Below are 22367 nucleotides of genomic sequence, written 5' to 3'. Positions count from 1 at the left end.
ACAAGATCAAGAGAGCTTCGGAATGAACCACACCCCTTGTGTCGCCCTGGGCCTGACTTTGCTCAGCCAACCGTTGCTGGCCGCCGAAGGCGGTTTCTTCGAGGATTCGAAGGCCAGCCTGAGTGCCCGTAACTACTACTTCAGCCGCGATTTCTCCGACATCGTCGGGGCCAACCAGCAGTCCAAGGCCGAGGAGTGGGCCCAAGGCTTCATCCTCGACTTCAAGTCGGGCTACACCCCAGGCACGCTCGGCTTTGGCGTGGATGCACTGGGCCTGCTGGGGATCAAGCTCGACAGCAGCCCAGACCGCGCCAACACTGGCCTGCTGCCGGTGCATGGCGACGGCCGTGCCGCTGACGAATACAGCCGCCTGGCCCCTACCTTCAAGGCCCGCCTGTCAAAGACCGAACTGCGCGTTGGCGAACTGCAACCGAACCTGCCGGTGCTGACGTTCAGTGATATCCGCCTGCTGCCACCGACGTATCAAGGTGCCAGCCTGAGTTCGTCGGAGATCGACGGGCTCACCGTTCAGGCCGGCCACCTGAAAAGCACGCACCTGCGCAACGAAGGTGGCGACGGCAAGATGAACGCCATGCTCGGCCATGTGCCGATGCGCCAGGCCGAGAGCGATGCCTTCAACTACGTCGGCGGGGATTATGCGTTCAATGCCAACCAGAGCAGTGTCAGCCTCTGGTATGGGCAGTTGGAGGACATCTACCAACAGGGCTTTGTCGGCCTCAAGCACAGCAAGCCAGTGGGGGACTGGGTGCTCAGCGCCAACCTGGGGTACTTCACCGCGCACGAGGATGGCGATGCCTTGCTGGGCAATATCGACAACCAGGCATTTTTCTCGATGTTCACCGCCCGGCATGGCGGGCACAGCTTGCATGTCGGCTACCAGGGCATTTATGGCAACAGCCCGTTCCCACGGGTATTCGCCAACATCTCGCCGCTGGGCAACGAGGTGCCGACCTATGAGTTCGCCTATACCGACGAGCGTTCGTACCAGGTGCGTTACGACTACAACTTCGCGGCCATGGGCGTGCCGGGTTTGACGGCGACCGTGCGCTACATCAGCGGTAACAATGTCGATACCGGGCTGGGCTACGAAGGGCGCGACCGTGAGCGTGACCTGGACATTGGCTATGCGGTGCAGAGTGGAGTGCTGAAGGGGCTGGGGATTCGGGTAAGGAATGCCATGGCCCGCTCCAACTACCGCAGCGATATCGACGAGAACCGCCTGACGCTGGTGTACACCTGGCAGCTGTTCTGACGCATCCACTGGATGCATGCTAAGCCTATAAGGCACATTGGGGCTGCTGTGCAGCCCATCGCCGGCAAGCCAGCTCCCACAGGGGCCCGCTGTGGGAGCAACTGTCTTGTATTGCCTGGACTGGCCTCATCGCCGGCAAGCCGGCTCCCACAGGTACTGCGCAGGGCTTGAGGCCTATGCGGTCGAGGTGGGAGCTGGCTTGCCGGCGATGAGGCCAGGCCAGGTAATACAAAACAGCTCCATGCCCAAGGGAATTGCGCATCAGGGCCGGATGAAGGTAGCTTGCAAAACCACCTTTTCAGGAATGCCCCCCTTGGACTCCATTACCCAAGCCGTACTCGGCGCGGCCCTGCAAGGCACCGTGCTCGGTCGCATCCAGGGCCGCCGCTCGCTGCTGTATGGCGCGGCGCTGGGCACGCTTCCCGACCTGGATGTGGTCATCCGCTACGCCGACCCAGTGTCGCAGATGACCTACCACCGTGGCTTCTCGCACTCGCTGTTCGTGCTCACCGGGCTGGCCATGCTGCTGGCCTGGCTGGTTCACAAATGCTGGCCAGGCAAGGGCTACACCTTGCCCAGGCTGTTTCTCGCGTTCTGGTTGGTACTCATTACCCACCCGTTGCTCGACGCCTTCACGGTCTACGGCACGCAGTTGCTCTGGCCCCTGCAGACCACCCCGCAAAGCTGGGCCGCCGTGTTCATCATCGACCCGGTCTACACCGTGCCGCTGCTCGCCGCGGTCATATACGCAATCGGCAAAGGCCTGACCGCCAGGGCTACACGCCTGCTGACCCTGGCGCTGGTGTTCAGCACCTCTTACCTGGGGTTCGGTCTTGCCGGGCGCATGGCGGCCGAGCAGCGCTTCCAGGCGGCGCTGGACCAGCAAGGTATCGTCGTCAGCGAGGTACGCGGCGTGCCGATCGCCTTCAACAGCCTGGTATGGCGGATGCTGGCCAAGACCGCCGATGGCGATTACTACGAAGGCATCAGCAGTTGGTTCGACCGGCAAGCGCCAGAGATGCAACGTTTGCCGCGCAACCTGGGGTTGGCCAAAGCGCTGGCAGATGACCCGTTGCACCAACGCTTGCGCTGGTTCACCGATGACTGGCTGCGCTACGACCAGATAGGCGATGCGCTGGTGGTCAGCGACCTGCGCATGGGCATCCCGGGCAACTACACCTTCCGCTTCAACATGGCCCATCGCGACAGCCAGGGGCACTGGATTGTCGATGTGCCTTCGATGTGGCAAGGCGCCGGGCCTGGGGCGATGTTCAATGGCGATGATCTGGTGCTGATCTGGCGACGCATCGTCGAACAGCAACCGCCGCTACCGCTGGCGGCCTGGACCGACCGCTATCTGGGTGCCAGCCCGGTCGAGCGCGGGCGCTGAAGCATGCGCTCGGCCGGGTTGGACCTGGTCAAGTGGACGGCGATGCTGACCATGGTCGCCGACCACCTGCGCTTTCTTTGGGCCGATGCCGATGGCTTGTTCGTGCTTGGCCGCCTGGCGTTTCCGCTGTTTTGCCTGGCGATTGCGGTGAATGTCGGGCGCGCCAGGGCCGGGGCGCTGTATACCCGGGGCAACCTGCGCTATCTGGGGCTGATGCTGGTGTTCGCTGTGCTGTCCGAACCCGCGTACCGCTGGCTGGATGTTGGTTCGCCGACATTCAGCGTGATGCCGACCCTGGTACTGGGGCTGCTGGTTGCCTGGGGTGTGCATCATCCATTGAGGTCGGCGCGGCTACTTGGCTTTGCCGGCCTGCTTGCGGGGTGGCTGTGCAGTGAGCAGTTGATGTATGGGCTACCGGGGGTGTTGCTGCCGGGCGCCTGGCTGATGGCGCGCAAGCTGGGGGGCGCAGCCTGGTTGCTGCCTTGTCTGTTGGCCATGGGCGGCAACCTGACCAACAGCTGGTTGCTGCAACATCTGTTGGCGCCAATTACCCTGCTGACGCTGCTTGCCGCAGCCTCGGCGATCCCGGTTGGATTGCTGTTGCTGCGCCATGATGATTGGCGGGTGCCGGCGGTGGGGCGTTGGGGTTATCTGTTCTATCCGGTGCATTTGCTGGTGATCAAGGCCCTCGTTTGATCGCTCTGGCGGCCGAGCCTGCCAGTTCGGGCTGCGCAGATCATTGTGGGAGCGGCCTTGTGTCGCGATAGGGCTGCGCAGCAGCCCCAGCAATTTTCAGGGTGGTCAAAATTGCTGGGGCCGCTGCGCGACCCTTTCGCGACACAAGGCCGCTCCCACAACGGACTGCGCAGCCTCGATAGACCTGCTTGTAATCCACGAATCCATACCCATTTAAACGGCCTCACCCGACTCAGGACCAACCCATGGAACCCAACCGCTTCGGCGACATCGCTGCTTTTGTCAGCGCCGCGAAGGCCGGCAGTTTCACCGCTGCCGCCGCCAGCCTGGGCCTGACCCGTTCGGCGGTAGGCAAGAGCATCGCCCGCCTGGAAGCACGCATGGCCGTGCGCCTGCTCAACCGCACCACGCGCAAGCTGAGCCTGACCGACGAGGGCCTGGTGGCCTACGAGCGCTGGCGGCAGATTCTCGATGACCTGGACGAGGTGGAAAGCACCATGGCCCAGCGCCGCGGCAAGCCCACCGGCACCCTGCGGTTGACCGCGCCACTGTCGTTTGGCCAGCGCCACGTGCTGCCGATCCTGGACCAGTACCTCAAGCAGTGGCCCGAGCTGCGCGCGGACATCCGCTTCACTGACCGCTTCGTCGACCTGGTCGAGGAGGGCGTGGACGTTGCCGTGCGCATCGGTGCACCGAAGGAAGACTCGCAACTGCTGACCCGCACGGTGGCCTGGCAGCAGTTCGTCACCTGTGCCTCGCCCGCGTACCTTGAAATGCGCGGCGTACCGCAGGTGCCCGCCGACCTCTACGGGCACGACAAGATCGCCTTCCTGGCCGGCGAGAAGGCCATGCCCTGGCGCTTTCACACTGAAGCGGGGTTGCACCTGTGCGAAGACCCCGGGCGGCTGAACATCGACAGCTCCGAGGCCATGCTCGACGGCGCCCGGGCAGGCTTCGGGCTGATTCACCTGCCTACCTACATCACCGGCGACGATTTGCGCGCCGGCACCCTGGTGGAGGTGCTGCAAGCCTACCGGCCACCGGCGGACCCGATCCGCATCCTGTACCCGAGCAAGCGGCACTTGTCGCCACGGGTACGCGGCTTCATCGACCTGCTGGTGGCCAGTTGGGAGCCGGGCGTGCCCTGGGAATACTGATTGGGGAAAAGCAGGCCCCTATGCCGGGCCTGAACCCGGGTTTATCGCTGGCGGCGCAGCAGGGAAACTGGCAACCACTGATAATCCCTCTGGAGACCCCATGACTGCACTGTCCGTACTGGATCTGGTCATGATCGGCGAAGGCAAGACCTTCGCCGACGCGATCGAAGAATCTCGTCAATTGGCGCGCCATGTCGAGCAACAACATTACAGCCGCTACTGGATCGCCGAGCACCATGACATGCCGGGCATCGGCTCGGCCGCCACGTCCGTGGTAATCAACGAAATCGCCAACGCCACCCGGCACATCCGGGTAGGCGCCGGTGGCATCATGCTGCCCAACCATGCGCCCTTGGTGGTGGCCGAGCAGTTCGGCACTCTCGATACCCTGCACCCGGGCCGTATCGACCTGGGCCTTGGCCGCGCACCCGGCACCTCCGGGCCGACTGTGCGTGCCTTGCGCGGTGCTGCGCCGGAGCGCGATTTCAGCCAGGACATCGCTGAACTGCGCGATTACCTGGCCGACAACGGCAAACGCCGGGTGCGCGGCGTGCCGGGCACGCATGATGTACCGGTGTGGATCCTGGGCTCCAGCCTGTTCGGCGCCGACCTGGCGGCGAAGCTGGGCCTGCCCTATGCCTTCGCCTCGCACTTTGCCCCGCGTTACCTGCTGCAGGCGATTGCCCATTACCGCGCCAACTTCCAGCCGTCTGCGCAACTGGCCAAGCCTTATGTGATGGTGGGCATGAACCTGTTCGCCGCTGCCAGCGATGCCGAGGCGGATTACCTGGCCAGTTCCCATCGCAAGTGGATGCTGGACCTGCACGTCGGGCGTTTCGGCTTGCTGCCCAAGCCGCAGGAAGGCTACGTCGAAAGCCTGCCAGCACACGAACGCGCGGTGCTCGAGCAGGTGATGGCCTGCACTGTGGCAGGTGGGCCGGAGCGAGTAAGGGCAGGCTTGCGCTCGCTGATCGAGCAGACCGGGGCGGATGAGCTGATGATCGATTGCCGCATCCACGATCCGCTGGCGCGGCAGCGGTCACATGCCTATGCGGCGCAGGCCTTGGCAGAATTGGATTAAAGCTTAAAGCCTATAAGGCACATTGGGGCTGCTGTGCAGCCCATCGCCGGCAAGCCAGCTCCCACCTCGACCGCGTAGGCCTCAAGCCCTGTGCAGTATCTGTGGGAGCTGGCTTGCCGGCGATGGGCCGCAAAGCGGCCCCGAATGGCTTAACTGACTGGCATTAGCCGATAAAAGCTCCCTTTAGCATCAAGCCTGCTTGAGGAACGGATAATCCGTATACCCCTCAGGCCCATTGGCATAGTCGAACTGTGCCCGATGCTCGTTCAACGGCGCCTGCACCCGCAGGCGCTCGACCAGGTCCGGGTTGGCAATGTAGCTGCGCCCAAAGGCCACGGCATCGATCAAACCCCGCCCGATCAGGTCTTCGCCCTTCTCGGCTGTATAGGCACCGGCAGCGATGATCACCCCCGGGTAGGCAGCGCGAATCGCCTGGCGGAATTCGTCACGCAGCGGCTTGCCACCCGCCCAGTCCGGCTCGGACAGGTGCAGGTAGGCGAGGTTGCGCTTGGCCAGCTCGCGGATCAGGTACAACCCCGCGGCTTCCTGGTCTTCGCCATTGTCCACGCCATTGAAACCGCCCAGCGGGAATATACGGATACCCACACGCTCGGCACTCCAGCTCGCGATCGCCGCATCCACGGCTTCAAGCACGATGCGCGCCCGGTTCTCGATACTGCCGCCGTAGCGGTCTTCGCGCTGGTTGGCATTCGGGGTGAGGAACTGGTGCAGCAGGTAGCCGTGGGCGGCGTGCAGCTCGATGAAGTCGAACCCGGCCTCACGTGCGTTGACTGCCGCCTGCCCGAAGTCGGCGACGATGCCGGCAATTTCCACCTCGCTGAGCGCGCGCGGTGCCGAGGTTTCGACACGCACCAGGTTACCGTGCTGGTCACGCAAAGTAGTGCGAGCGCCGGCCGGCAGCGCCGAAGGTGCGACTGGGGCCTCACCGCCAGGTTGCAGGGAAGTGTGCGACACCCGTCCGGTGTGCCACACCTGCACGGCGCTGTGGCCGCCCTCGGCGTGGATGCCTTCGTTGATGCGCTTCCAGGCAGCGATCTGCTCGGCGCTGTGGATGCCTGGCGAACCGGAGTAGCCCTTGGCCTGGAAAGAAATCTGCGTAGCTTCGGTGATGATCAACCCGGCACTGACGCGTTGGCGGTAATACTCGGCCATCATCGCGGTCGGCACGTCGCCCGGTTCGAGGCTGCGCAGGCGGGTGAGGGGGGCCATGAATACGCGGTTAGGTAGGGTGAGCGGGCCGACTTGCAGGGGTTGGAAGAGTTTCATTGCAGCTCCAAAGGTGGAAGACCAATGGTGCGCACGATACCGAGGTGATTGGGGAAAGGGGGGACCGGGAGCCCGGCGTTGGGTTCCCCAATGCTTTATGCCTGCTACCCCTCAGTAACTTGTACTGGCCCTATCGCCGGCAAGCCAGCTCCCACAGGTACCGCGCAGATCTCAAGCTTTGTGCAGTCCCTGTGGGAGCAACTGTCTTGTATTGCCTGGGCTGGCCTCATCGCCGGCAAGCCACAGGTACTGCACAGGGCTTGAGGCCTATGCGGTCGAGGTGGGAGCTGGCTTGCCGGCGATGGGCCGCGGCGATGGGCCGCGCAGCGGCCCCAAATTGCTGGCATTGGCCCTCAGCCTATCAGTGCCAAAGCCTCCTCCAGGCTCAATGGGCGCTTCATGCATTGCGACAGCGTCGCCATGGCATCGGAGTAGCCCTTGGCGATGACGGCCTCGACCCGTTCATCCATGCATTGCAGGGCAATGAAGTCGCCTTTTTCAGGCTCACCAACGAACTCGATACGGTCCCAGTCCCGCGCGTGCCCCAGCACTTCGTAGGTGCGACCGTGCTGGTAGGTCCAGAAAAACGGTACATCGGCGTAGCGGCGCTGTTCACCGAGCATGTTGGCGGCGGCGATTACGCCGTGTTGCTGGGCCAGGCGCCAGTGTTCGATGCGCACCGGTTGCCCCGAGAGCGGGAAGGTGGCGATATCACCGGCGGCCCACAGGCCATCAGCGGCGCGCATTTCAGCATCGACCCGCAGCGAATGATCTTCGCCCAGCGGCACGCCCTGGACAAAGGCAGTGGCTGGTTTCACCCCGGTGCCCAGCAGCACCAGTGGCGTCTGCAGCCGTTCACCGTTAGCCAGCAGCACTGCTTCGACCCTGTCCTGGCCTTCGATTCGCTCGACTTCCGTGGGGCCATGGAAGGTGACCCCTTTGCGTTCGTGCAGCTCGCGAATGCTGCGGCCGATGCGCTCGCCCAGCTGGCGTGCCAGGGGCACTTCATGGCGAGTGACTACCTGTACTTGCGCGCCATACTTGCGCAGGGCCGAGGCAGCCTCCAGGCCGATGAAGCCGTCGCCGACGATCACCAGCGGCTGGCCGGGCTCGGCTGCGTCAAGCAATTGTGCGGCATCCTCGCGTGAGCGTAGGGTGAACACACCTGGCAGGTCGACACCAGGGATATCGGGGCGCAGTGCTTTGCCGCCGGTGGCCAGCAGGCAGGCGTCATAGTCGAACTGTTGGCCGTCGGCGAGGGTGAGTTGGCGCTTATGGCTATTAAGTGTGCGCACCTTGCCGTACTTGCGCTCCAGCTGGCCCTGGCGCAGGGCGTCGGCTTCAAGCAGGGCGGGAACTTGATCGGGCGGCATTTGCCCGGCAATGACGAATTTGCTGAGGGCGGTACGGTCATAGGCGGGGTGGCGTTCCTGATCGACCCAGACCAGCCTGCCGGCGAAGCCATGGGCCAGCAGGGTGGCGACTGCGGCACTGCCGGCGGCACCGGCACCGACTACCACGAAGCAGCGGGCATCGCTATGCCGTGGTGGCTCGGTTGCTGGCAGCGGCTGGTCGTCGACCCAGACTTCATCGCCTTTGACCCAGGCCCTGTAGCGGCGTAGGTCGGCCAGGGCCGGCGGCTCGCAGACCGCACCCTCGTCGACGGCGAATGCAGCCTTGTGCCAGGGGCAGACCAGCAGGCCGCCGCAAACCACACCTTCATCGAGCGGGGCGCCGGCGTGGGGACAGTTGCCTTGGTAGGCGTGCACCTGGTCGCCCTGGCGAATCAGGATGAGTTCTTCGCTGCCGGCCTGCACGCGCAGGGGGCGGTGGTCGTCGAGTTGGGCCAGGCGGGCCACGGCGTGCTGGGTCATGGGGCTTCTCCAAAGGGGCCTTTGGAACCATTTGACGCCGGGGTTGGGGAGGGGGTGCGTTGAGCTGACGATCGGCGGGGGTGGCCAGTACATGCGTGGTCTGCGCTGGCCTCTTCGCGGGCATGCCCGCTCCCACAGGTACAGCGCAGGCTGCAAAGGCAGCGCCAAACCTGTGGGAGCGGGCAAGCCCGCGAATGCCTCAACTGGCCCGTGCAGTACTCAGCGCACCAGCCCGCGTCACGCGCAAGGCCACCAGGCTACCCAGCACGATCAACGCCGCCAGCGAATACAGCGCAGCATCGGTGGAGCCAGTCTGGTCCTTGATGAAGCCCACCAGGTATGGGCTGAGGAACCCCGCCATCTGGCCTACCGAGTTGATGATCGCCAAACCGGCCACCGCCGCACCGGCGCTGAGCAGCGCGGTGGGCATTGGCCAGAACATCGGCAGGCCGGTGAGGGCGCCCATGGTGGCGATCGACAGGCCGAGGATGGCAATGGCCGGGTTGCCGGCGAAGTTCACCGCGATCAGCAGGCCGATGGCGCCCATCAGCATCGGCACCACAAGGTGCCAGCGGCGTTCGTTGCGCAGGTCGGCCGAGCGCCCGCAGAGGATCATGAACACACCGGCCAGCAGATATGGGATGGCGCTGAGCCAGCCGATCAGCAACGGGTTGTCGAAGCCCATGTTCTTGATGATCGACGGCAGCCAGAAGTTGATCGCGTACACGCCGCTCTGGATGCAGAAGTAGACGAAACCGAAGGTCCAGATCAGCGGGTTGGTCAGCACGGCCAGCACGCTGTCGCCGGTGGTGTTCGGCTTGCTGGCGGCGTCGGCCTGCAGGTCGGTGGCGATCAGTTGGCGTTCGGCCGGGCTCAGCCAGGCGGCTTTCTGGTAGCCGTCGCTGAGCAGGAATACCGCCAGCACGCCCAGGGCAACGGTCGGCAGGCCCTGGATCAGGAACATCCACTGCCAGCCGGCCAAGCCGTGTTGGCCAGCGGCGAAGTGTTCGAGGATCCAGCCGGAGAATGGCCCGCCGAGCAGGCCCGATACCGGGATCGCCGACATGAACAGGGCCATGATGCGGCCGCGGCGGGCAGCCGGGAACCAGCGTGAGAGGTACAGCACCACACCCGGGAAGAAGCCGGCTTCGGCGGCGCCGGTGAGCAGGCGCAGGGCGTAGAACTCGGTGGGGGTGGTGACGAACAGCAGGCAGGTGGACAGGCTGCCCCAGGCGATCATCATCAGCGCGATCCAGCGCCGTGGGCCGAAGCGGTTGAGTGCCAGGTTGCTCGGCAGGCCGCACAGTACGTAGCCAATGAAGAAGATGCCGGCGCCAAGGCCGTACACCGTTTCGCTGAATTTCAGTGCGTCGAGCATCTGCAACTTGGCGAAGCCGACGTTGACGCGGTCCAGGTAGTTGAACAGGTAGCAGATGAAGATGAACGGAATCAGCCGCAAGGTGATGCGCCGGTACAGCGCGTTGCGGGTGGTGTGCATGCCTTGGTCAGGGGCGGGGCTGTGTGCCATGATCGGGTTCTCTGTTGTTATGGTTGTCGCCGCGACGCCTATGCCGGCGCTCGCCCTGACGAGTCTCGGGGACTGCGGCGTGCCTGTCTTTGTGCTTTTGCACAGCGCTTGGGCCGGTCGGCTGTGCCCGAGCCCAAAAGCCTAACCGCCAAAGGACCATTGAATGTTCGAACTCGACCATGACCTGGCACAGGATATCGTTGACCGGGCGATGGCCATTTTGCCGTGCAACGTCAATGTCATGGACAGCCAGGGGTTGATCCTCGGCAGTGGCGAACCGGAGCGCATCAACACCCGCCACGAGGGCGCGCAACTGGTGCTGGCCAACGGCCGGATCGTCGAGCTGGACACCGACGCGGCCAAGTGCCTGAAGGGCGTGCAGCCGGGGGTGAACCTGCCGCTGATGCTCGACGGCCGGTTGATGGGCGTGCTGGGCCTGACCGGCGACCCGCAGCAGGTGCGTACCTACGGCGAACTGGTGCGCATGACCGCCGAGATGTTGCTGGCCCAGCGCCATTTGCAGGCCGACCAGCAATGGCGGCGCCAGCGCTGTGATGACCTGCTGGCGCTGTTGCTGGGCGGCAGCGGCGATTCCCCCAGGTTGCTCGACGAAGCCCGTCAACTAGGCCTGAAGCCGCAGTTGCCGCGGATTCCCTGCCTGTTCGAACTGGCCTCGGGAGCGCCCGCCGAAGCGCTGTCCGCGTGGTTGATGAGCCGCTACCCGGACAGCTGGTGCGTCAGCCCGGCCCGCCAGTCGTTGCTGTGGTGCCGGCCAGCGAGTGTGGCGCTGGATGAGCCGCGCCTGCTGGAACGCCTGCAACGCCATGGCTGGGAAGTGGAACGGCTGGCGTTGGGCAGTGCCGCGCAAAGCCTCGAGCAGTTGCGCCGGGGTTACCGTCGGGTGCGCGACTTGCTGGCCTATGGCCGTGAAGTACTGCCCAGCGAACGCCTGCTCAGCCTGCGGCGCTACCGGCTGCCGGCGTTGCTGTGGCGGCATCGCAACGATGATGCGCTGGATGAACTGCTGGAGCCGCTGCAGCGTATCCGCGCCAAGGACAGCAGTGGCCAGTTGCTGACCACCCTGCGTACCTGGTGCGCCCATGACGGCCAGAGCCAGGCCTGTGCCGATGCCCTGGGCATTCACCGCAACAGCCTGCGCTATCGCCTGGAGCGGATTGCCGAGCTGGGTGAGGTCGACCCATTGCGCATGGAAGGGATGCTTAGCTTGTACCTGGGGTTGCAGCTGCTGCCCGCTGACTGAAGTATTCACCTGCACTGGCCCTATCGCCGGCAAGCCAGCTCCCACATGGACCGCATCAGCCTCAAGGCCTGTGCAGTGTCGGTGTGTGGCTTGCCGGCGATGAGGCCAGTCCAGGCAATACAAGACAGTTGCTCCCACAGGTTCAACACAGGCCTGAAGGCAGCAGTCCATCCTGTGGGAGCTGGCTTGCCGGCGATAGGGCCGGAACAGGTGAAAAGGCATCTGCCCAAACAACCCGCCCAACGTTTTGTGCATTTGACCGAGGCCGCCCTGGCGAACAGCTGTCAGCATGCCGCTCATCAGGACAGGAGAATCGCCATGAAGATCGTCATTGCCCCCGACTCGTTCAAGGACAGCCTCGACGCTGCCGGTGTCGCCCGCGCCATTGCGGCGGGCCTGGGCGAGGCGTGGCCGGAAGCAGAGCTGGTCGAATGCCCGATGGCCGATGGCGGCGAAGGCACCATGGAGGCGATCCTTGCCGCCAGTCATGGTGAGCTGCGCCGCCAGACCGTGCGCGGACCATTGGGGCAAAGCGTCGAAGCCGGCTGGGGCTGGTTGCCGCAAAGCCGCACGGCGATCATCGAAATGGCCCAGGCCAGTGGCCTGCAGTTGGTACCGAGCGGTCAGCGCGATGCCTGCCGCAGCAGCACCTGGGGCACTGGTGAACTGATTGCCGCTGCCCTGGCCGCCGGGGCACAGCGGGTGGTACTGGCCATCGGCGGCAGCGCTACCAACGACGCCGGCAGTGGCATGTTGCGGGCGCTGGGCCTGCGCCTGCTGGATGCTGACGGGCAAGCGCTGGAGGAAGGTGGGCTCGCCTTGGGCAAGCTCGCCCGCATCGATGCCAGCGACCTCGATCCACGCCTGGCCGAGGTACAGTTCGAGGTCGCAGCCGACGTCGACAACCCGCTGTGCGGGGCCAACGGCGCATCGGCGATCTTCGGCCCGCAGAAGGGTGCCAACCCGCAGCAGGTGCAGGCGCTGGACCTGGCATTGGGGCATTTTGCCGACCACTGTGCGCAGCTGCTGAGCAAGGATGTACGCGACTACCCAGGCTGTGGCGCTGCCGGTGGCATGGGCTTCGCTGCCAGGGCATTCATGGGCGCGCAGTTCCGCCCTGGGGTGGAGGTGGTGGCCGAGTTGGCCGGCCTGGACGCCTTGGTGCAAGGGGCCGATCTGGTAGTGACCGGTGAGGGCCGGTTCGATGCCCAGACCTTGCGGGGCAAGACACCGATGGGCGTGGCCCGGGTCGCCAAGCGCCATGGCGTGCCGGTAGTGGTGCTGGCCGGGACCCTGGGTGAGGGCTACCAGCAGCTGTATGCCCATGGGGTCGACGCAGCCTTTGCCCTGGCCAGCGGGCCGATGAGCCTGGAGCAGGCATGTGCCAATGCTGCCGAGTTGCTGCGGGCGCGGGCTTGTGACATTGGCCGGCTGTGGCGCTGCGCGAAGCAGGGTTGAAGGGCAGGTTTCGGGCTCACGCTATACCTGTGGGAGCGGCTTTAGCCGCGAACACCGGCAAAGCCGGTGCCATCCACCGTGCTGGATTCTTCGCGGGTGAACCCGCTCCCACAGGTACTGCGCAGGTTTCGGGCTCACGCTATACCTGTGGGAGCGGGCATGCCCGCGAACACCGGCAAAGCCGGTGCCATCCACCGTGCTGGATTCTTCACGGGCGAGCCGGCCAGGCATTTCAACACACGCATACCTTGTCCTCGACGTCGTTGAACGGCGGATAGTCGTGCAGGTGCGTCAGCGACAGCGGCCGGCTGAAGTGGTAGCCCTGGGCGATATCGCAGCCGGCTAGCTTCAGGCAAACGAGCTGTTCGCGGGTTTCCACGCCTTCGGCCACCACTTCCAGGCCCAGCCGCTTGGCCAGGATGATGGTGGAGGATACGATCGGGCTGTCGTCGTGGCTGTTGGACAGCGGCGCAATCAGCGAGCGGTCGATCTTCAGCTTGCTCAGCGGCAGTGAGTGCAGGTGGGCAAAGCCGGCGTAGCCGCGGCCGAAATCGTCCAGGCTGACGCCCAGGCCGGCATCACGCAGGGTGTGAAGGTGCGCCACTGCCGTGTCCTTGGAGTCGAGGATGGAGGTTTCGGTGATTTCCAGCTCCAGCCGCTGTGGGGCAATCCCATACTGCTGCAATTCGCCCAACAGCCGCGCAGCGAAGTCAGCCTGGCGCAACTGCAGCGCCGATACATTGACCGCCAGCCGCGTATCCCGGCCTTGGGCGTCCCAGCCCGCCAAGGTTTCACAGGCCAGGCGTAACACCTCCCAACCCAACTCGACAATGAAGCCGCTGCGCTCGGCCAGGTCGATGAAACGGTCCGGGTAAAGCAGGCCGAACTCAGGGTGGTCCCAACGCACCAACGCTTCGTAGCCCTGCACCTGCTGGGTGTCGAGACGAATCTGCGGCTGGTAGTGCAGCACGAACTGGCGTTCGGCCAGGGCGCCTGCGAATGCCTGTTCGAGGATGAAGGCGTGGATATCGGCGCGGTTCAGCGAGGGGTCGAAGAAGCGGTACTGCGCCCGCCCGGCCTGTTTGGCCGAATACATCGCGGCATCGGCACTGCGGATCAGGCTGTCGATGTCCTGGCCATCGCGCGGGCAGATACTCACGCCCACGCTGGGGCTGGTGTTGACCTCCTGGTCGTCCAGGGCGTAGGTGGCCGACAGCTTCTGCACCAGTTCGCGGACCCAGGCATTGATCTGCTCTTCACTGCGTTCGCCCGCCAGCAGTACCACGAACTCGTCGCCACCAAAGCGCGAAGCCTCGTCGCCGGGGGCCAGCAGGCGCCGGATACGCCCGGCCACGGCCTGTAGCAGCAGGTCGCCGATCTTGTGCCCGAGCGAATCGTTGATTGACTTGAAACGGTCCATGTCGATGAACAGGATCGCCATCAGCCGGCGCTTGCCGCGTTGCTGGGTCAGCGCCAGGCCGGCCACCTCGACGAACTGACGGCGGTTGTGCAGGCCGCTGAGGTGGTCGGTGGCGGCCGCGTGGCTACTGCGCCGGTGTTCGTCCTCGAGGCGGCCGATCAGTTGCTGGTTGACTTGCTGGGCATGCTCCAGGGCGCTGAAGGCCTCTTGGCGCTTGTGCAACAGGCGTAAGGTCCAAAGCAGGCTGGCAAGGATCATCAGAGTCATGCCCAGGTTCAGCCAGAACTGCCTGGCATAGGCCTGCGCGGAAGCAGCCAGGATCTCATCCTGGCGCTGGCTGAGCACCACGCTGAATCCGCGCTCAGGCACACGCCGGTACAAACTCTGGTAGGGGGCGCCGGCCGAGTACTGGGTCAGCATGCCCGATTCTCTGTCGCTGTCCGGCAGCGCGGGCGCCATTGCGTCAGCGGCCATCACCACGCCACTGGTGTCGATGCGCAACCGCTCCAGGCCATCATCCTGCAACAGGCGCATCACGCCAGTGCTGCCCAGGTCGATGTGCTGGAACAGCACCGCCAGGTAAGCGATATCCAGTTGCACCACCAGGATACTGCCGATTTCGCGGCCGGGCAGGTCGGTCAGTGGCAGCAGAAAGGGCAGGGTGGCCAACTGACTGGGGCTCTGTACGCTGGGCAGGAAAGGTTTGAAACCGTAGCGGCCAACGTGCCGTTGCAACTGGCGCAACCAGTCCTCGGGCAGCTCGGCGGCCTCGTCGGCATGGCTGGCAGCCAACAGCCTGCCTTGCCGGTCGTAGAGGCTAATGCGTTTGAACAGCGGGTCTGCGGCCAGGACCCGCGCCAGGCTGAAGTTGCCCTGGCGCAACAGTTTCATGTCGCCCTGGGTCACCCGGCCCACGGTCTGGGCGCGGTCGACCAGTTGGCGCAGGCTTTCGCCGACCATACTGGCCAGGTTCAGGTGCTCGGCGGCCTTGGCCGACAGCGCAACCCGGCGGGCTGCATCTTTCTGCGAAACGTGCAGCCCCCAGAGAAAGGCCAGGGTGACTGCACAGAGCATCAGGATCAGCAGCCGCAGGAGGCTGGCGGATGAAAGCGAACGGCGAATCACTGCTGGTAGTTCCCGACCCTGGGTGATACTCGGAAAATACGACAGTGAGATGACAGCCTAATGACTAGTGGCTAATTGCCTTTAAGGCTTTCCAGTATCCGCCAAGGGGGCCTGCAGACGCGCGGTTTCCTCTTCCATGTAGCTGATCAAGGCACTGACTTCGGCGTCACCCAAGCGCATGTTGGGCATGGCCAGGCGGTTGTATTGTTCATACAACAGCATGGCCAGGGGATCTTTCTCTGCCAGCATCTGGTCGGGCTCCTTGAGCCAGCGGCTCAGCCAGCTGGCGTCACGCTGGCGGGTCACGCCCAGCAGGTCCGGGCCGATACCCCGTGGGCCTGGCTCGGCATTGCCCAGGGTGTGGCAGGACGAGCAGCGGGTACGGAAGATCTGCTCGCCACTGCTGGGTGCACGCACCTCGGGGGCCTGGGCATAGTCATTGGTCATGGCGCTGGCCTGTTTCCAGTTGTGCAGGCTGTTGCCCAGGCGGTCGGCGAGGATGTACGGGCTTTCGAAGGGCGAGGCCTTCATCCAGCGACCGGAGGCCTGGTTGCCGATGATCAGGCTCAGGTTGTGGTCCTTGGAGCGGCCGTTTTCCAGGCCCTCGATGTAGAGGCCCAGGCTACGGCGCAATTGCTCGATGTCGCCGGGCTCGCCGGTGAGTAGGGTCCAGCCGGGGCCGATACCGAACTTTTCGGCGTAGCGCTTCAAGGTGGCGGGGGTGTCGTTGTACGGGTCGATGCTGATGGAGTAGAGGAAGATGTCCTTGCCGACCCGGTCACCCAGAATCTTCTGTACCTGGCGCAGGCGGGCGGTTTCCACCGGGCAGGAGTCGGAGCAGCCGGTGAAGATGAAATTGATGGCGACCACCTTGTCCTTGATCAGGTCGTCGAAGAAATGCACCTTTTCGCCATCCTGGGTGAGCAGGGGGATGTTGGGGAAGTAGTCGGCGCCCCAGGGGCTTGTGGCTTCCTCGGCCACGGGTTGTTGCGGCTGTAGCGGCCAGAACGGGATGCTGGCAGCGAACAGCGAGAGCACGAGCAGAATACGCCATGAACCGGCCATGATGCAGTCCTCGTCGATTGGGATATTGGGGCCGCTGCGCGGCCCATCGCCGGCAAGCCGGCTCCCACCTCGACCGCGCCGGCCTCAAGCCAAGCTCCATCCTGTGGGAGCTGGCTTGCCAGCGATGAGGCCAATGCAGGTAGCAGTGCTTGCAGTTGTGCACTACCTGTGGAAGCTGGCTTGCCAGCGATGCGGCCAAGGCAGGTAGCAGTGCTTGAAGTTGCGCGCTACCTGTGGGAGCTGGCTTGCCGGCGATGGGCCGCGCAGCGGCCCCCCGCTTTACACTCACTTGACGCTGATTGGCACCGTCACACTCTGCCCCAGCGCCGATTGCACGGTTACCGTCGCCGGCGTTGCCAGGACGCTGTCGGTGGTGGTCACCGACAACCGCCAGCGGGCACCGCTGGGGGCGGGGCTCAGCGTGGCCATGCCCAGGCTCAGCGGGCCGCTGGTGGTTGCCGCCGTCACGCTGATGCTGTTGCCCGTGGCCACCGAGGTGGTACCCGCCAGGTCCCAGGTGTACCGGTTACCACTGCGCAACTGCACCGTAGCACTGGTGACCTGGATCTGGTCGACCGCCGCCGCCGGGCTCACGGCAATGCTGACCGTGGCCGGGGTCAGCGATTCGGCACCCTTGGCATCACGCACCGTGTAGTTGAAGCTGGCGGTGAACGGCGTGTCGACCGTGGCCGGTGGGGTGTAGCTCACCGTGGTGCCGTCGGTGCTGGTGCTGCCCTGGCCGGAGTCCGGCTGGCTAAGGCCGGTGACGGTCAACGGCAGGTTGCCGTCTGGATCGCTATCGTTGGCCAGCACGTTCAGGGTGATCGGCTTGCCGGCTGTGGTTGCCGCGCTGTCGTTGGCCGCCACGGGCGGTTTGTTGGTCGGGTCGTCATCCTCCTTGTGGCCTTTGCTGCGGAAGGTCGGCAGGCCAACCGAAGCCATGTACTCCACCCCATCCCACCCCGGCAGCGGGGTTGGCATCACCTGGAACTGGCCGGGGTGTTCCAGGTCCCAGCGCAGCAGCATCGACGTGTCTTCATGCTGGGTGTTGTGGCAGTGCTCCATGTAGGTGCCAGCAAATTCGCGGAAACGAATGGCCACTTCCACTTCCTCTGACGAGTCGTCTTCCGGGCCGATGCGGTAGACGTCCTTGCGCGCCCATTTTTCCCATTCCGGAGGGGCCTTGCCGTCACGGCTGAGAATCACGCCTTCCTCGAAGTGCACATGCACCGGGTGGCTCCAGCCATTGCCGCCGTTGACGATTTTCCACACTTCCAGGGTGCCATCGCCGCTGAAGCCGGCATCGGTGGCCTGGTTGGCCAGCTGTGGCGCGGCACTGATGCGTCGAGGGTCCATGCTGTAGCCGAAGCCACCGTCGGTCTTGATGGTCCAGGGGGCGCTGTCGGTACCGTCAGAGCGGCCGAAGATGAACTCGCGGTGGCGGGCATCCTTGAGCTTGGCGCGGTCGCTGGGCGAGTTGCGGTCGATCGGCAGCGGGAGCATTTTCAGGCCTTCGGCCTTGCCCGGTTTGGCTGGCTCGTAGGCCACCGGGTCCATGCTCAGGTCCTGGCCGGTGTAGGGCTGCACCAGCAACTGCAGGAATTTGCCGACCACCGGGTCGCCTTTATCCCACTGCGGGCCCTTGCTGGTCTGCTTGATCACCGCCTTGTACTTCTCCGACAGCACATCGGCCAGCGAGATAGCCTCCTCCGGGCCTTTGCCGGTGCGGTGTTCCATCAGGTTGACGAAGTACAGCTTGTCGCCGACCTTGATGCCGTTCTTGGCGAAGTTGATGATGATGTCGTAGCGCTCGGCGATGGCTTGCAGCGGCAGGATGCCGTTGTTGTCCTGCAGGTTGCCATCGCCGTTGAGGTCCAGGGTACCGTCGAACGGCACGCTGTGTTCCATGATGTTGCCGTCGTTGGCGATCATGTGGAAGGGCACCCGCGCATATGACAGGTTGGAACCGGACGGCCCTTTGAATTCGCCGCTGTTGCCGGCAATCTCACGCACCACGGCGAACTTGAAGTAACGCGATACCGAGCCGTTGAGGATACGGAAGCGATAACTGCGCGCGCGGACCTTGAGCCTGGGCTGGTACTGCCAGTTGACCAGGATCTGGTCGCCCAGGAAGCCATCGGTGTTGAACGGGTTGAACCACAGTTGGCCATTGGCGTCCCAGGCCTTGTCGGCGATCACCAGGTTGACGTCGTAGTCACGGTTACCCCATGGCATGGCAGAACCGCTGGGGAAGCGCAGGTTGACGCCATCCTGCAGAGCCTCGTTGCCACGGTCCAGGGCGCTGTAGTAGTTCATCATCACGGCGTTGCCCTTGTAGACGTTCTGCGCCGTGAAATCCATCATGTGGTCGTGGAACCAGTGGGTACTCATGGTTTCGCGCCAGTCGCCACGAATCTTGATGCTGCCGTTCTCGCAGGTTTTCAGCCCTGGTGAGCCGTCGTTGACGAACAAGGTTTCACCCGGCGAGCAGGGGAAGGCTGCACGCGGGTCCTGGGCGCGGGTGTTGATGGTGTCATAGCCGGCCAGCTGTACCGGCCAGCGGTAGTCGTAGTACTGGCCGGGGAAGAAGTAGGCGTTGGCGTAGCCATCGCTCTCGGCCGGGGAGTGGCCGTTGTGCTCGTGGGTCGAGATGGTATGCAGGCCAAAGCCGCCGTTGGCCGAGGGGTCGATCGGCAGGGCATTGTAATGGCGCATCAGGATCGGCTGGCCATAACGCACCATCAGCAGCTTGGGTGGGAAGGTGCCGTCGAAGGTCCATAGCGATTTGTGGTTCTGCAGCGGCATGCTCGGATGGAAGCGGGTGTCGATGCCCTTGGTGGTGCCTAGCGTGGTTGGGATGTCGGAGGCCTGGTAGTACAGGCCACCCGGTGCGAACTCGCCGGCCGCGTAGTTGTGCAGCTGTTTGCGGTCACGCAGGCCGAGGTTGATGCGTGCCCCGGCCTGGGCGGTCTTGAACGCCGCCTGCGGGTAGAACTCGTTCCAGCGCTGGTGCGACCAGCCTTTTCCTGGCGGGCGGCCTTCGGCTGGCGAGCCGACCGGGTGGCGGTTGAGAAACATCTCGATCTGCGCCTTCCAAGGGTTGCGATCCAGCACGTTGGAGTACTGGGTCGGGAACGGGTACAGGCCGGGTTGTTTGAGGAACGCTTCCAGCGCCGTGCCACTTGGCCCGCTGCGCGCCACCACGTTGGGGTCTTGCGCGGGGGCCGCGCCCAGGGTCGGTACGGGGAAGGTCAATTCGGGCGGTGGCGTGGTCGGGTCGAGCTTCTCTGACCCGAACTCTTCGAACAACAGCAGCTGCTGGGTGAATGGTTGCGCGCCGAACAAGGGGCTGGGCTTGCCATTGGTAGGGTACCTGTCGGAGGTTTGCAGTGCCGGTGGCAGCACGTTGTCGATGCGGACCGTGTTGCGATTGCCGAACACACCATCGTTGAGCTCCAGCGAACCTTCGTTGGCTTCCGGCAGGGTGAACAGGTTGAGCAAGGCCGGGTTCGGGTCGGCTGGCTGGTCGGTGTAGGCCGACGGGTCGGTCGGCGTCGGCGGGCTGTTGTCGTCGAGGGGGGCCGCCATGGCGCTGATCAGCCCGAGGCTGAGCATCAGCGCAGTGACGGAGGATAGCTGGAATGCGTACCTAGCATGGGGGATCACGGCAGGTGTTTTCATTGCCTTTTGCCTCGCTCGCGGCTATATGGCGCGTAGCCATCAATGGCGTTTTGCCTGGTTTAGGGGCCTGAGCAACAGCTGTGCCAATAGATATTTCCGTAATGATTTGTTAAACAAATCCTTGGGATTCCTGATGTGCGCTAAATAACGGGGCGTCAAGGAGTGGGTAAAAGTCCCCACAAGCGGGTCACCCAATGCCCGCTGATCGGGTGGTTTGGGTAGTGACAGCGGCGGCGCGCTGGGGTATACCTGAGCGCCACCAAGGGGAGCCCGGCAACGGGCTGAGAAACCGCTACAGACTGCAGCGCGGTGACCCTTCGAACCTGATCCGGATCATGCCGGCGAAGGGATGGGCCTTGTCACCTGCCTTTTTGCCGGCCTCACTGCGAGGCCAGTCCATGCCAACCACCACGGTCTCGCTGTCACCCCCATCAAGGACAGCCTCATGACCGAACGCTTCAGCCAGACCCTGCGCCGCCACAGCGAGCCGACCTGGTCGGCGGCCGTTGGCCACCGCTTCGTGACCCAATTGTGCGACGGCAGCTTGCCGGACCCGATGATGGTCCGCTACCTGGTCCAGGACCACCGCTTCCTGGACAGCTTCCTGACCCTGCTGGGCGCGGCCATCGCCACTGCCGACACCTTCGAGGCGCGCCTGCGCTTCGGCCGCTTTGCCGGGATGATCTCCAGCGACGAGAACACCTACTTCCTGCGTGCCTTCGAGGCCCTGGGCGTAAGCCCGGGACAGCGCAACGAAGCGGCCGATACCGCGCCAACCGCGGGCTTCAAGGCGATCATGCGCGAAGCGGCGGCCAGCCGTTCCTATGCGGCGGCGTTGGCGGTGCTCAACGTTGCCGAAGGCCTGTACCTGGACTGGGCGCTCAAGGCGCCAAAACCGCTGCCGGACAACTTCGTCCACGCCGAGTGGATCACCCTGCACGACAACCCGGCGTTCCAGGACTTCGTCGCCTTCCTGCAGGCCGAACTCGACCGCGTTGGCCCGCAGGAAGCCGCGTTGGCGGGTGACTTCTACCAGCGCACCGTGGCGCTGGAGCTGGCCTTCTTCGAAGCTGTCTACCCAGAGGACAAATGAGCATGGATATCTTCGACCGCCTCAAGGCCGCAGCCGCGCCCCAGTGGAACAGCTATGTAGACCACGACTTCGTGCGCCAGATGGGCGAGGGAACGCTCAGCGAAGCAGCCTTCCGGACCTACCTGGTGCAGGATTACCTGTTCCTCATCCAGTTCGCCCGCGCCTGGGCGCTGGCCGCCTACAAGAGCCGTCGCCCGGCCGACATCCGCGCCGCGCAGGCCGGGCTGGCGGCGATTCTGGATGAAACCGAGCTGCACTTGCGCCTGTGCGCACGCTGGGGGCTGACCCAGGCCGATATCGAGGCGGCGCCAGAGCACCAGGCCACCGTGGCCTATACCCGCTATGTCCTGGATTGCGGCGCCGCTGGTGACCTGCTGGAGCTGCATGTGGCCTTGGCACCTTGTGTGATCGGCTATGCGCAGATTGGCCAGACATTGGCCGAGCGTATTGGCGACCTCAGCGATCACCCGTACCGTGAGTGGATTGGCGAGTATGCCGGGGAGGGCTACCAGGCGGTGGCGGCCGCGGCGCGCAAGCACCTGGATGAATTGGCAGCGCGGAGCATGACCGAACAGCGGTTCGCCGAGCTGGCAGGCATTTTTGCCCAGGCGTCCAGCCTGGAGGCGGATTTCTGGCAGATGGGGTTGGCCAGCCAGTAAGCCGCTGCACAGAGCTGCGCGGGCCTTTGTGGCAGCGGGCTTGTCCCGCGAAGCAGGCGACGCGGTTTATGGCACCGGCTTTGCCGGTGTTCGCGGCTAAAGCCGCTCCTACACGTATAGCGTGAGCCCGAAACCTGCACAGCACCTGTGTAGGAGCGGGCTTGCCCGCGAAGAATCCAGCGCGGTGGATGGCACCGGCTTTGCCGGTGTTCGCGGCTAAAGCCGCTCCTACACGTATAGCGTGAGCCCGAAGCCTGCACAGTACCTGTGTAGGAGCGGGCTTGCCCGCGAAGAATCCAGCGCGGTGGATGGCACCGGC

The 22367-nt window shown here is 64.6% G+C and carries 15 protein-coding genes and 1 riboswitch; of the genes, 9 read left to right on the top strand and 6 right to left on the bottom strand.

What is annotated here, in order from left to right; all coding sequences use genetic code 11:
* Window positions 1-22: 22 nt before the first annotated feature.
* The 5 genes from TZ03_RS16740 (at window position 23) to TZ03_RS16720 (ending at window position 5597) form a co-directional block, all read left to right on the top strand.
* Window positions 23-1273, top strand: a complete 1251-nt coding sequence (locus tag TZ03_RS16740) for an OprD family porin (protein WP_051099230.1) — start codon at window positions 23-25, stop codon at window positions 1271-1273.
* 313 nt (window positions 1274-1586) lie between these two features.
* The gene (locus tag TZ03_RS16735; RefSeq protein WP_051099227.1) at window positions 1587-2663 is read left to right on the top strand and encodes a metal-dependent hydrolase; all 1077 of its coding nucleotides are present in this window, start codon (window positions 1587-1589) and stop codon (window positions 2661-2663) included.
* 3 nt (window positions 2664-2666) lie between these two features.
* Entirely contained in the window at window positions 2667-3359 is a 693-nt protein-coding gene (locus TZ03_RS16730; protein WP_051099225.1) for a TraX family protein, read from the top strand.
* 245 nt (window positions 3360-3604) lie between these two features.
* Window positions 3605-4516: a LysR family transcriptional regulator gene (locus tag TZ03_RS16725; protein ID WP_051099223.1), complete on the top strand. Its 912-nt coding sequence runs from the start codon at window positions 3605-3607 to the stop codon at window positions 4514-4516.
* A 100-nt stretch (window positions 4517-4616) separates the two neighbouring features.
* Window positions 4617-5597: an LLM class flavin-dependent oxidoreductase gene (locus TZ03_RS16720; protein ID WP_051099221.1), complete on the top strand. Its 981-nt coding sequence runs from the start codon at window positions 4617-4619 to the stop codon at window positions 5595-5597.
* A gap of 189 nt (window positions 5598-5786) precedes the next feature.
* Here the strand turns inward: TZ03_RS16720 and TZ03_RS16715 are convergent, their stop codons facing one another.
* From TZ03_RS16715 to TZ03_RS16705, 3 genes are all read right to left on the bottom strand, one after another.
* Window positions 5787-6884, bottom strand: a complete 1098-nt coding sequence (locus tag TZ03_RS16715; protein WP_051099219.1) for an alkene reductase — start codon at window positions 6882-6884, stop codon at window positions 5787-5789.
* Window positions 6885-7237: 353 nt separating this feature from the next.
* The gene (locus TZ03_RS16710) at window positions 7238-8758 is read right to left on the bottom strand and encodes an apoptosis inducing factor family protein (protein ID WP_051099217.1); all 1521 of its coding nucleotides are present in this window, start codon (window positions 8756-8758) and stop codon (window positions 7238-7240) included.
* 199 nt (window positions 8759-8957) lie between these two features.
* Window positions 8958-10286: an MFS transporter gene (locus TZ03_RS16705; protein ID WP_051099215.1), complete on the bottom strand. Its 1329-nt coding sequence runs from the start codon at window positions 10284-10286 to the stop codon at window positions 8958-8960.
* A gap of 163 nt (window positions 10287-10449) precedes the next feature.
* Here TZ03_RS16705 and TZ03_RS16700 point away from each other — a divergent pair, with 163 nt between their 5' ends.
* Both TZ03_RS16700 and TZ03_RS16695 read left to right on the top strand, forming a co-directional pair.
* Complete coding sequence (locus tag TZ03_RS16700) at window positions 10450-11547, top strand: sugar diacid recognition domain-containing protein (protein WP_051099213.1); 1098 nt, start codon at window positions 10450-10452, stop codon at window positions 11545-11547.
* Between the two features lie 318 nt (window positions 11548-11865).
* Window positions 11866-13005, top strand: a complete 1140-nt coding sequence (locus TZ03_RS16695; protein WP_051099211.1) for a glycerate kinase — start codon at window positions 11866-11868, stop codon at window positions 13003-13005.
* A 232-nt stretch (window positions 13006-13237) separates the two neighbouring features.
* Here TZ03_RS16695 and TZ03_RS16690 read toward each other — a convergent pair whose 3' ends face one another.
* From TZ03_RS16690 to TZ03_RS16680, 3 genes are all read right to left on the bottom strand, one after another.
* Entirely contained in the window at window positions 13238-15550 is a 2313-nt protein-coding gene (locus tag TZ03_RS16690) for a putative bifunctional diguanylate cyclase/phosphodiesterase (protein WP_051099209.1), read from the bottom strand.
* Window positions 15551-15631: 81 nt separating this feature from the next.
* Window positions 15632-16615, bottom strand: a complete 984-nt coding sequence (locus TZ03_RS16685) for an SCO family protein (protein WP_051099207.1) — start codon at window positions 16613-16615, stop codon at window positions 15632-15634.
* Between the two features lie 285 nt (window positions 16616-16900).
* Window positions 16901-20296, bottom strand: coding sequence for an Ig-like domain-containing protein (locus TZ03_RS16680; RefSeq protein ID WP_051099205.1), 3396 nt, complete (start codon window positions 20294-20296; stop codon window positions 16901-16903).
* Window positions 20297-20548: 252 nt separating this feature from the next.
* Window positions 20549-20663, top strand: a riboswitch (TPP riboswitch).
* 78 nt (window positions 20664-20741) lie between these two features.
* Between TZ03_RS16680 and TZ03_RS16675 the strand changes: the two genes are divergently transcribed.
* Both TZ03_RS16675 and tenA read left to right on the top strand, forming a co-directional pair.
* Window positions 20742-21389, top strand: coding sequence for a TenA family protein (locus tag TZ03_RS16675; protein WP_051099203.1), 648 nt, complete (start codon window positions 20742-20744; stop codon window positions 21387-21389).
* A complete protein-coding gene (gene tenA / locus TZ03_RS16670; RefSeq protein WP_051099200.1) occupies window positions 21386-22048 on the top strand; it encodes a thiaminase II in 663 nt (220 codons plus the stop codon). The genes TZ03_RS16675 and tenA overlap by 4 nt, the downstream gene beginning before the upstream one ends.
* The last annotated feature ends 319 nt before the right edge of the window (window positions 22049-22367 follow it).

Origin of the sequence: Pseudomonas sp. 10-1B, assembly GCF_000935045.1 — a bacterium.
GTDB lineage: Bacteria > Pseudomonadota > Gammaproteobacteria > Pseudomonadales > Pseudomonadaceae > Aquipseudomonas.
This window is presented reverse-complemented; position numbering and strand designations above follow the sequence as displayed.